Below are 10,857 nucleotides of genomic sequence, written 5' to 3'. Positions count from 1 at the left end.
ACCTCGGCCCGCCCCGCCTTCACCAGCCGTTTTCCGATTCGGTTGGCTTTCCGGGCGGATCTGGGAACAACGTCACAAACCCTGGCGGGCCGCCGGACGCTGGGTAGTTTCGGGGTGGTGGCCACCACAGTCGGCTCCAGCCGCCGGACCGCGCTCAGCGTGCTCGTGGCGCTGGGTCTCGTCGGGATCGCGATGGTGACGCTGGGAGCGACCGGCGTGGCCGTCAAGGCGGTGAACGGGCAGCCGCTCGCGATCCTCGAAGAGGTCCCCGGCCCCGAGAGCGGCCCGACGTGCGCCGTCGACAAGCGTTATGTCGACGAGGACACCTTCGGTATGCGCCCGGACGTGATCGAGGCGTGGAACGCCATGCGCGCCAAGGCCAAAGCACAGAACATCACGCTCTGCGTGAACGACGGCAAGCGCAGCCGGGGCCAGCAGCAGCGCGAGTTCGACAAGGCCGTCGAGCGGTTCGGCTCCGTGGAGCAGGCCAAGAAGTGGGCGCTGCAACCGGAGACGTCCATGCACGTCAAGGGAATCGCCGTCGACATCCAGCCGCTGAACTCGGCCGCGTGGGTGGACGAGCACGGGGGCGCGCTCGGCTGGTGCCGCCGCTACGACAACGAAAAGTGGCACTTCGAGTACGACCCGGCCTATGCCACCGGAGGCTGCCCCGCCCTGCTTCCCAGCGCCACCGGCAACTAGCGACCGGTTTCGCGCGAACTCGCGTGATCAGGCGAGCGTTCCGACGACGTACTTCGCGGCCTCGGCGAGCAGCGCCTGGTCATAGGGAGCGTCCTTGGTCGCCTTGCTGGACATGATCGCCAGCACGATCGGCGCCCGGTCCGGCGGCCACACGACGGCGATGTCGTTCAACGTGCCGTAGTCGCCCGTCCCGGTCTTGTCGGCCACGGTCCAGCCGGACGGCAGGCCCGCCCGGATCCGCTCGGCGCCGGTGGTGTTGCGCTGGAGCAGGTCGCGGAGGAAGTCGCGTTTGTCCGCCGTCAGCGTGTCGCCCAGCACGATCTCGCGGTAGTCGGAGGCGAAAGCACGCGGAGTCGTGGTGTCGCGAAGGTCGCCTGGGGTGGCCTCGGTGATGTTCGGTTCGACGCGGTCCATCCGCGTGACGGTGTCGCCGAGGCTGCGTGTGAACGCGGTGAGTTCGGCGGGGCCGCCGAGGTCGCGCAGCAGCAGGTTGCCCGCGGTGCCGTCGCTGAACCGGACGGCGGCGTCGCACAGCTGGCGGATCGTCATGCCGGTGGCCACGTGCGACCCGGTGACCGGGGCGTGTTTCATCAGGTCGTTCCGGGAGTAGCTGACCCGGGTTTCCAGATGCGACAACGGGTTGCGCTGCAGGACGGCGGCCGCCGCGACGCCTTTGAACGTCGAGCAGAACGCGAACCGCTCGTCCGCGCGATGTTCGACCGTGCCGCCGCTTCCGGTGTCGAGCGCGTACACGCCGAGCCTGGCGTCGAACTTCTGCTCCAGTTCCATCAGCCGGTCATGGAACTGCCGGGAGGGAGGCGGTGGAGGTGGTGGAGACGGAGGGGACGAAGGGCTCGGAGGCGGAGTCCCGCGAGTGCAGGCGGCCAGCGGCACCAGGACCGCCATTCCCAGCAGCGCACGACGGGTGACGGCCGGCCCCGGCGATGTCATCGTGATCCCTCCCCCTGATCACTTCGAACATAGCAACTTCCCCACCACCGCCGGATCGGCCAAGCGGCCGACCGGGCGCACCCGGGAGTGTGCCTTCCCCCACTCGACCGGGCCACCATTCTGGTTACCGACGGGTAACCAGGGCTAGGGTGCGGACAGGACTACCTCTACTTCAGGAGCATTCGTGGCCGCAGGAGCACCACCGCTCGCGCCGAACGCGCGGTCGGTACGCAATGTCGCCTTCGTCGAAGGGGTGCGAACGCCCTTCGGCAAGGCAGGCGAAAAAGGCATGTACGCCGGCACCCGTGCCGACGACCTCGTCGTCAACGCCATCCGTGAACTGCTGCGGCGGCATCCCGAACTGCCGCCCGAGCGCGTCGACGAGGTGGCGATCGCCGCCACCACCCAGATCGGGGACCAGGGCCTCACCATCGGCCGCACCGCCGCGCTGCTGGCGGGCCTGCCGAAGTCGGTGCCCGGCTTCGCGCTGGACCGCATGTGCGCGGGCGCGATGACCGCGGTCACCACGACCGCGAGCGGGATCGGCTTCGGCGCGTACGACATCGCCATCGCCGGCGGCGTCGAGCACATGGGCCGCCACCCGATGGGGGAGGGCGTCGACCCGAACCCGCGCATCATCGCCGACAAGCTCGTCGACCCGACGGCGCTGGTCATGGGCCAGACCGCGGAGAACCTGCACGATCGGTTCCCCGAGATCACCAAGGAGCGCACCGACGCCTTCGCGGCGCGCAGCCAGGAGAAATACGCCGAGGCCGTGAAGACCGGCAAGATCGGCCCCGAGCTGGTCCCGGTCGCCACCCGGACGAAAGTTCACTCAGCGGAGCGAAGCTCTTCCGGCGGGGGCATGGATGGACTGGGCTGGGGGCTCGCGACCGAGGACGAGCCGCCGCGTCCCGGCACCACCGTCGAGCAGCTCGCCGGGCTGAAGACGCCGTTCCGGCCGCACGGCCGGATCACCGCGGGCAACGCGGCCGGGCTCAACGACGGCGCCACCGCCGCACTGCTCGCCGACGAGGACACCGCCCGCGAGCTCGGCCTGCCGATCGGCATGCGGCTGGTGGGGTACTCCTTCGCCGGGGTCGAGCCGGAGGTCATGGGCATCGGCCCGGTCCCCGCCACCGAGAAGCTGTTCAAGCGCACCGGTCTGTCGATCGACGACATCGGCCTGTTCGAGATCAACGAGGCGTTCGCCGTCCAGGTGCTGACCTTCCTCGACCACTTCGGCATCGCCGACGACGACCCGCGCGTCAACCAGTGGGGTGGCGCGATCGCCTGCGGTCACCCGCTCGCCTCGTCCGGTGTCCGGCTGATGACGCAGCTTTCGCGTCAATTCGCCGAGCGCCCCGACGTGCGCTACGGCCTGACCACCATGTGCATCGGGATCGGCATGGGCGGCACCGTCCTCTGGGAGAACCCGGCCTACAACGGCTCCGAGGGGGCGAAGTAATGACTTTCACCGCTGAGCAGGCGAAAGCCGCCTTCCCCGACGAGGTCGTCACGAACGCGATCACCCGGCTGGTGAAGGTGCCCGGCCTCGACAAGCCGGTCGCCCTGATCACCCTGGACAACGGCCACGACCACACCCGGCCGAACACCTTCGGCCCGCAGGGCCTGGTGAGCCTCGACGCCGCGCTCGACACCGCCTTCGCCGCGGAACCCGCCGCGATCGCGGTCACCGGCAAGCCGTTCATCTTCGCCGTCGGCGCCGACCTGTCCGGTGTCGAGGCGGTCGCGGATCCGGCGCTGGCGCGGGAGATCGCCCAGACCGGGCACGACGTGTTCCGCCGTCTCACCGAGACCGAGATCCCGACCTTCGGGTTCATCAACGGCGCGGTGATGGGCGGCGGGCTCGAACTCGCGCTCTCCTGCCACTACCGCACGCTTTCGGAGAACACCGCCGCGATCGCGTTCCCCGAGGTCTTCCTCGGCCTGTTCCCGGGCTGGGGCGGCACGCAGCTGTTGCCGAACCTGATCGGGCCGGACGCCGCGGTCACCGTGATCATCGAGAACGCGCTGGCGCAGAACAAGATGCTCAAGGTCGCGCAGGCGGCGGAGCTCGGCATCGTGGACGAGGTCTTCGGTTCGGCCGACTACCTCGAGCAGTCCCTGCTGTGGCTGGCGAAGGTCGTCAACGGCGAGCTCACCCCGGCCCGCCGCGAGATCGACCGCGGCGACGGCTGGGACGCCGCGATCGCCCGCGCCAAGGCCATTGTGGACGGACGCACCCAGGGCGCTTCGCCCGGCGCGACCAAGGCCGTCGAGCTGCTGGAGCTGGCCCGTGAGAACGATCTGGACCGCGGTTACGCGGCCGAGACCGACGGACTCGCCGAACTGCTGATGGACGACACGCTCCGTGCCGGGCTGTACTCGTTCAACCTGGTCAACAAGCGGGCCAAGCGGCCGGCGGGCGCGCCGGACAAGTCGCTGGCGCGCAAGGTGACCAAGGTCGGCGTCGTCGGCGCGGGCCTGATGGCCGGCCAGATGGCGCTGCTGTTCGTCCGCAGGCTCAAGGTGCCGGTCGTGCTCACCGACGTCGATCAGGAACGGGTCGACAAGGGGGTGTCCTATGTGCACGGTGAGATCGACAAGCTGCTGGCCAAGAAGCGGGTTTCACCGGACGGCGCGAACCGGCTGAAGGCACTCGTCACCGGCTCGCTCGACAAGTCCGCCTTCGCCGACGCCGACTTCGTGATCGAGGCGGTGTTCGAGGAGCTGGGCGTCAAGCAGAAGGTCTTCGCCGACCTGGAGCGGTACGTCTCACCCGAGGCGATCCTCGCGACGAACACCTCGTCACTGTCGATCACCGCGATGGCGTCGCGGCTCGAACATCCGGAACGCGTGGTCGGGTTCCACTTCTTCAATCCGGTCGCGGTGATGCCGCTGCTGGAGATCGTCCGCGCGGAGAAGACCGACGACGCCGCGCTGGCCACCGCGTTCGCCCTCGGCAAGCAGCTCAAGAAGTCGAGCGTGCTGGTCAAGGACGCGTCCGCGTTCGTGGTCAACCGGCTGCTGCTGCGGTTCCTCGGCGAGGTGCTGGTGACCGTCGACGAGGGCACGCCGTTCGAGGTCGCGGACAAGGCGCTCGAGCCGCTGGGCCTGCCGATGACGCCGCTGACGCTGATGCAGCTGGTCGGCCCGGCGATCGCCCTGCACGTCGGGGAGACCCTGCACGAGGCGTTCCCGGACCGGTTCACCGTCAGCGAGAACCTCGACCGCTTCGTCAAGGCGGGCAAAAAGGCCGTCTGGCAGTGGGACGCTCACGGCAACGCCACCGTCGATCCCGAGGTGGCCGAGCTCTGGCAGCGCGGTGACTCCCCGTCGACCTCCGAGCAGGTGCGTGACCGCGCGCTGGCGGCGATCGCCGAGGAGATCCGGATCATGCTCGACGAGGGCGTGGTCGCCGAGGCACAGGACATCGACCTGTGCCTGATCCTCGGCGCGGGCTGGCCGTTCTGGCTGGGCGGCATCACGCCGTACCTGGATCGGGCCGGGGTGTCCGAGAAGGTCAACGGCAAGCGGTTCCTGGCCCCGGGTGTGGCGAGTGTGCCGCTCTCCTGAGTGAGTGAGAAGGCCACCGTCGGCGATCCCTTGATCGCGGGCGGTGGCCTTTTGCTTTTTTCGTGGGTTCTGTGGCGTATGGCTGCGATTTCCGGAACACTCGCCCTACGCCTGGTTTTCCAGGCACTGGGGAAGCAAGGAAACCGGAAGGAAAGCCGATGAAGAAGATCGTCGTGCGCGTGGGCCTGGGGGCCGGCGCGGCGGTGCTGGGTCTGGTGCTCGGGGCGGGTGTGGCGGGTGCTGACGACAGCGTCCGGATCACCGGCGACGAGACCGGAAGTGTCCGGATCACCGGAGTGGACAACCGCGACTTCGGTGTGACCCCGGCCAATCGGGACATGTAGCGGGGAACCCGGCTCTCCGGCCATCCTCCGGAGAGCCGGGTCTTCAGCGTTCGCCCTCCGGCGGGCACGGCGGCGGGGTCACGGTCATCTTGGCCACGATGGCCGCGGGATCGAGCACGTCGACCTTCTGCGCTTCGGGGAAACGCCGCCGTAGTTGGTCCGCCAAGGCAGGGAAGTCGGTTCCGGCGACGGGCAGGAGATGCACGACCGCCGGGAGCACGTCCGGCCCCGTGAGCCGCACCAGCTCCTGGTCGTTCGCGAAGAGCTTCTTGAACCGCTCGTACGCCTCCTTCTTGGTCTCGGTCAGCACGCGGCGCGCCTTCGGCTCCTCCCGGAGTGCCTGCGCGATCGCCCTCATGGCCTCGTCGGTCTCGGCGTAGATCACCAGCCGGATCCCGCACAGCTCCCGGCCGCCCAGCGGTACGGGTTCGGCGTCGCGCGGCAGGGCCACGACGGACGAGGACGGCGGCGCGAGCTTCGTGCCGACCCTGTCGAACACCACGATCGCCGTCATGGCCACGGCTCCGGCGACCAGCACGGCGGCCGCGCCGATCACCCAGAACAACCATCGCGGTACCGAGGGTCTCCGTCGCGGTTCTTCCACAGGGACGATCATCACACAGCGCCGTCCGTCGGCCGCGCGGACACCACCCGTTCAGCCGAATCTCCCTGGCGTCCTGCCGACCTCGTCGCGGGACCGGTCACCGGCCCCGTGGCCGACGCCGACACCCGGACGGCTTCCGGCACACCTTCCGCGACGTGCGTGAGTCGTTCTTCGTGCGGCCCCGCGGCACGGACGGCAAGAAGCACGTGCCCGGCGGCATCGAGCCGAGCGCCGGCCTCATCGGGCGATCCAACCCGTTCGAGGACCTGTGGCTCTACGGGAATCCGGTCTTCGTGGACGTCCGGCAGGCGTAGGGTCCGGCCTCGGCTCCCGGCTCGACACCGGGGAAAGCGCTGGGTACCGCGACCGCCACCTCATTGGCCCTCGCTCACCGCGTTCAGCGGACTGAACGCGGTGAGCGACGGCTCAGGAGAGCGTGTCCGGGTCCGGCCCCAGCCGCGTTCCCTGCTCCAGCGTCGCGATCGCGGCGCCGTCGTGCGCGTCGAGCGCGAAGTCGAAGATGTCCATGTTCTCCTTGATCCGCTCCGGCGTGACGGATTTCGGGATCACCAGGTGGTTCATCTCGATGTGCCAGCGCAGCACGATCTGGGCCGGGGTCTTGCCGTGCTTCTTCGCGATCGTGGTGATCTTCTGGTCGGCGAGCAGATCCCCGCCGCGCGCCAGCGGGCCCCACGCCTCGGTGAGGATCTCGTGCTTCTCGTGGAAGTTCCGGAGCAGCGGCTGCTGCAACCACGGGTGGCATTCGATCTGGTTCACCGCGGGGACCGTCCCGGTCTCCTCGATCAGCCGTTCCAGATGCGGGATCCGGAAGTTCGAGACACCGATCGCCTTCGCCCGGCCGTCGGAGGCGATCTTTTCCAGCGCCCGCCACGTTTCCACGTACTTGTCCTGTGACGGCAGCGGCCAGTGGATCAGGTACAGGTCGACGTACTCGAGACCGAGCTCGCCCAGGCTGGCGTCGAAGGCACGCAACGCCGAGTCGTGGCCGTGCTCGGTGTTCCACAGTTTCGTGGTGACGAACAGTTCCTCGCGGGGCAGCCCGCTGGTGCGGACGGCCTCGCCGACGCCGCGTTCGTTGGCGTACAGGGTCGCCGTGTCGATGGCGCGGTAACCCGCTTCGATGGCGGTGCGGACCGCGTCGGCGACCTCGTCGTCGCCGATCTTGTACACGCCGAATCCGAGCTGGGGAAGGGACGTTCCGTTGTTCAACCTCATGCTGGGGACCATTCTCGAACCGTAACCGCAACGGGAGGTCAAGGCAGAGCGGGCAGGTGGACCGTCACCGAAAGCCCGCCGCCCACAACGGGTTCCGCGGACACCGTGCCGCCGTGTGCCTGGACCGCGGCCCGCACGATCGAGAGCCCCAGACCGGCACCGGTGCGGGCGGTCCTGGCGACGCCGGCGCGGCGGAACGGCTCGAACAGTTCGGGGACCGCGGCCGGGTCGAGCAGACCGCCGGAGGACCGCACCCGCAGCACCGACCACTGTGGACCGGCCTGCGTGACGACGTCCAGCCAGCCGCCCTCGACGTTGTGCCGCACGGCGTTCTCCAGCAGGTTGCCCGCGATCCGTTCCAGCAGCGCGGGATCCCCGAACGTCGGCGCGCCCTGGGTCGCGAATTCGGTACGGATACCGCGTTTCTCGGCGTCGGCCCGCACCGCACGCCAAGCGCTCGCGACGATCACCGCGAGATCGGCCGGTTCCCTCGCCACCAGCCCCGCGCCGTCCGTGCGCGCGAGCAGCAGCAGCGAACCGACCAGCCGCTCGGCCCGTTCGGTCGCGTCGCGGACCACGCCTGCCATCCGCCGCAGTTCGGCTTCGTCGGCCTGCTCGTCGGCCAGGGTGACGTCGACTTCGGTGCGGATGACCGCGAGCGGCGTCCGCAGTTCGTGGCTGGCGTTCGCGACGAAATGCCGTTGCGCGTCGAACGCGGCCTGCAACCTGTCGAGCATGTCGTCGAAGGTCTCGGCCAGTTCGGCGAGTTCGTCCTTGGTGCGGACCCCACCGATCCGCTCCCCCATCGATTCGATCGACAGACGGCGTGCCGTCCCGGTGATCTCACGCAGCGGCCGCAGGACCCGTGCGGTGAACGTCCACGCGAGGATCCCCGCCGCCAGCACGACGAAACAGAACGCGGTCGCGCCGAACAGCAGCACGCGCTCACGGGCGTACACCCGCAGATGCTCGGTGACGGCGGAAGCGTCGACCTCGACGCCGTCGACCCGCACCGTGGTGCCCGGCGGCAACCGAGGAACCGCGGAAACGGCGTCACCGACCAGATTCCAGGTCAGCCAGAGCAACAAGAGGCTGACCAGCGCCACCAGCCCGGTCGCGAGCAACGTGACCCGCGCGCGCAGGCTGCGGGCACCGGACAGGTTCACCCGCGTGCGGTCCCCTGCTCCGGCACCCGGTAGCCGGAGCCGACGACGGTCTCGATGATGCCCGGCTCGCCGAGTTTCTTGCGCAGTGTCATCACGGTGACCCGGACGGTGGTGGTGAACGGGTCGGCGTTCTCGTCCCACACGCGTTCGAGCAGTTCCTCGCTGCTGACCACCGAACCGGCGGCCGACAGCAGCACCTCCAGCACGCCGAACTCCTTGCGGGTCAGCTCGACCGGACCGCTCGCGCGGCGGACGGTCCGCCTCGCCGGATCCAGTTCGACGTCACCCGCAGTCAGCAGCGGCGGCGCGGCCGGGGTCGCGCGGCGGCCGAGCGCCCGCACCCGCGCGACGAGTTCGGGGAAGGCGAACGGCTTGGCGAGATAGTCGTCGGCGCCGAGGGAAAGCCCGTCGACACGGTCCGAAACGGAACTGCTCGCGGTGAGCATCAGCACGCGGGTCAGCTCGCCGGACGCGACGATCTCGCGGCACAGGTCGTCACCGGACATCCCGGGCAGGTCGCGGTCGAGCAACACGACGTCGTACCGGGTGACGGCGGCCTTCTCGTGCCCGTCGTCACCCGTGAGCGCGATGTCCACCGCCATCCCCTCGCGCCGCAGGCCGCGTGCGATCGCGTCGGCGAGGGGTTCTTCGTCTTCGACTACCAGAATTCGCACGACCCCACGTTGCCACAGCTTCCTGAGAGTGACCTGATCGGACTCACGAGGCCCATCGCAGGGCGAACCACAGCCGCATCCGGGTCTCCGGATCCGCCAGGTCCACCCCCAGTGCCCGTTCGATCTGCCCGATCCGGTGCCGGACGCTGTTGCGGTGCACGCCGAGTTCGGCGGCCGTCCGGTCCCAGCCGCCGTGGTGCGCGAGCCAGGTCCGCAGCGTGTCGATGAGTTCGCGGTCGCCCTTCCGGTCGAGTTCACGGAGCGGCGCCAGCGCTTGGGCGGCGAATCCGGCCGCCGCGTCCGGGGCGATCAGCGTGTCCAGCCCGAGGCCGGACGCCTCCGCCACCACCGGTCGTTCCAGCGCGGCGGCCCGCCGCAGCAGCAACTCCACTTCGGCGCCCGCCTCGGGGAGCCGGTCGGGCCGGACGGGCGAACCCACGACCGCGAGCCAGCCGTCGGCCCGGAGCCGGTCGAGGTCGCCGATCTCCGGTGCCTCGCGGACGATCGCGGTGAAGCGTGGGCCGGGCAGCAGCCGCAGGAGCGGGGTGTCGAGCCGCGCGCGCAGCCAGTCGTAGCGCGCGGCGACCTCGTTCGGCCCTCGGCGGTAGGCGATCCCGGCGACCAGGCGGTGTTCGTCCCCGCCGAGCACGCCGGTCTCCCCCAGCAGCAGCGCCGTGGCGGTGGCACCCAGTCCGGCCGCGTCCGAACCCGCGCGGCCCACCAGCCCGAGCAGCGCCGCCCCGACCGACAGGATCGAGCGGTCCGCGCCGCCGAACCGCCCGGCCCGGCCGACCACGACCAGATGTGACGCCGTCGCCTGTGGGTACACCGGTTGCGCGACGACGTGCGTGCCATCGGCCAGTTCCGTCGTCGCGCTGCGGATCCCCCGGCCCGCGCGCAGCGTGGCGACCAGTTCCCGGACCTCGTCCGGCAGCGGCGACGGCGCGCCGTGGTCGGCGGCGAGGACGTCGCCGACACCGACCAGCGCCACCCACGCCCGCAGCCGCCCGGCCAGCGCGCCCGCGAGTTCGCCGAGCCCGTCGCCCGCCGCCCTGGTCAGCGCCTCGCGGGCGGCCGCGATCCGCCGCTGTTCCCGCTGTCCGGCCTCGGCCAGCGCGACCGACACCGCACGGCTGATCGCCAGGAACGGCGTCCGCGGCTGCACGACGATCAGCGGCAACCCGTGCCGCGCACAGGCCGACCGCAGCGCCGCCGGCAGGGTCTCGTGGGTGCCCGGTGTCAGCCCGAAGCCGAGCGCGGAGATCCCGCTGCCGGCCAGCCGGCGGACGTAGCGGTCGACCTCGGACGGCTCCGCCGGAAGGTTCACCCCGGCGGTGAGCAGCAGTTCCGCCCCGAGCAGGTAGGGCGCGGGGTCACGCAGCTCGCTGACGTGCGCCCAGCGCACCGGGGCGTCGAGCGCACCCGGCCGCAATGTCTCCACGACCGGGTCGAGTGCCAGTTCAGGGTTGCCGACCACGGCCCGTAACGGGACATGCACATCCGAGTCGAGCTGATCGCGGCTTTGGGTCATTCCGTCCTCGATTGTTCACGCTTGGGCTGGATCATCCCATGTCGGTCCAGCCGCGAGCGAACCTACGGTG

Annotated in this window: 10 protein-coding genes and 1 pseudogene; 5 read left to right on the top strand and 6 right to left on the bottom strand. The window is 70.3% G+C overall.

Features of this window, described 5'->3' with window-relative positions; genetic code table 11:
- The first annotated feature begins 114 nt into the window (after positions 1 to 114).
- Entirely contained in the window at positions 115 to 702 is a 588-nt protein-coding gene (locus tag P3102_RS12950) for a D-alanyl-D-alanine carboxypeptidase family protein (protein ID WP_346660182.1), read from the top strand.
- A gap of 27 nt (positions 703 to 729) precedes the next feature.
- Here the strand turns inward: P3102_RS12950 and bla are convergent, their stop codons facing one another.
- On the bottom strand, positions 730 to 1,653 hold the full coding sequence (bla, locus tag P3102_RS12945; RefSeq protein ID WP_276369242.1) for a class A beta-lactamase: 924 nt from the start codon (positions 1,651 to 1,653) through the stop codon (positions 730 to 732).
- A gap of 184 nt (positions 1,654 to 1,837) precedes the next feature.
- Here bla and P3102_RS12940 point away from each other — a divergent pair, with 184 nt between their 5' ends.
- From P3102_RS12940 to P3102_RS12930, 3 genes are all read left to right on the top strand, one after another.
- A complete protein-coding gene (locus P3102_RS12940; protein ID WP_276369239.1) occupies positions 1,838 to 3,121 on the top strand; it encodes a thiolase family protein in 1,284 nt (427 codons plus the stop codon).
- A complete protein-coding gene (locus tag P3102_RS12935; protein ID WP_276369237.1) occupies positions 3,121 to 5,232 on the top strand; it encodes a 3-hydroxyacyl-CoA dehydrogenase NAD-binding domain-containing protein in 2,112 nt (703 codons plus the stop codon). Before P3102_RS12940 ends, P3102_RS12935 begins: the two co-directional genes overlap by 1 nt.
- 158 nt (positions 5,233 to 5,390) lie before the next feature.
- Positions 5,391 to 5,576 (top strand): hypothetical protein, encoded by a 186-nt coding sequence (locus P3102_RS12930; protein WP_276369235.1) that lies wholly within the window; start codon positions 5,391 to 5,393, stop codon positions 5,574 to 5,576.
- 43 nt (positions 5,577 to 5,619) lie between these two features.
- Here P3102_RS12930 and P3102_RS12925 read toward each other — a convergent pair whose 3' ends face one another.
- Complete coding sequence (locus P3102_RS12925) at positions 5,620 to 6,180, bottom strand: permease-like cell division protein FtsX (RefSeq protein ID WP_276369233.1); 561 nt, start codon at positions 6,178 to 6,180, stop codon at positions 5,620 to 5,622.
- A 78-nt stretch (positions 6,181 to 6,258) separates the two neighbouring features.
- Between P3102_RS12925 and P3102_RS12920 the strand changes: the two are divergent.
- Positions 6,259 to 6,494, top strand: a pseudogene (locus P3102_RS12920) (histidinol-phosphatase); the annotation flags it as partial.
- Positions 6,495 to 6,606: 112 nt separating this feature from the next.
- Here the strand turns inward: P3102_RS12920 and P3102_RS12915 are convergent.
- The 4 genes from P3102_RS12915 to P3102_RS12900 are packed head-to-tail and all read right to left on the bottom strand — an operon-like array spanning position 6,607 to position 10,787.
- Positions 6,607 to 7,428 carry an aldo/keto reductase gene (locus P3102_RS12915; RefSeq protein WP_276369232.1) on the bottom strand — a complete coding sequence of 274 codons (822 nt, stop codon included), beginning with the start codon at positions 7,426 to 7,428 and terminating at the stop codon, positions 6,607 to 6,609.
- A 26-nt stretch (positions 7,429 to 7,454) separates the two neighbouring features.
- Positions 7,455 to 8,582, bottom strand: coding sequence for a HAMP domain-containing sensor histidine kinase (locus P3102_RS12910; protein ID WP_276369230.1), 1,128 nt, complete (start codon positions 8,580 to 8,582; stop codon positions 7,455 to 7,457).
- Complete coding sequence (locus P3102_RS12905) at positions 8,579 to 9,256, bottom strand: response regulator transcription factor (protein WP_276369228.1); 678 nt, start codon at positions 9,254 to 9,256, stop codon at positions 8,579 to 8,581. Before P3102_RS12905 ends, P3102_RS12910 begins: the two co-directional genes overlap by 4 nt.
- 43 nt (positions 9,257 to 9,299) lie before the next feature.
- The gene (locus P3102_RS12900) at positions 9,300 to 10,787 is read right to left on the bottom strand and encodes a PucR family transcriptional regulator (RefSeq protein ID WP_276369226.1); all 1,488 of its coding nucleotides are present in this window, start codon (positions 10,785 to 10,787) and stop codon (positions 9,300 to 9,302) included.
- Between the last annotated feature and the right edge of the window lie 70 nt (positions 10,788 to 10,857).

Origin of the sequence: Amycolatopsis sp. QT-25, from assembly GCF_029369745.1 — a bacterium.
Classification (GTDB): Bacteria; Actinomycetota; Actinomycetes; order Mycobacteriales; family Pseudonocardiaceae; genus Amycolatopsis.
The sequence above is the reverse complement of the archived record's forward strand: the minus strand, read 5'-3'. Positions and strand labels throughout refer to the sequence as shown.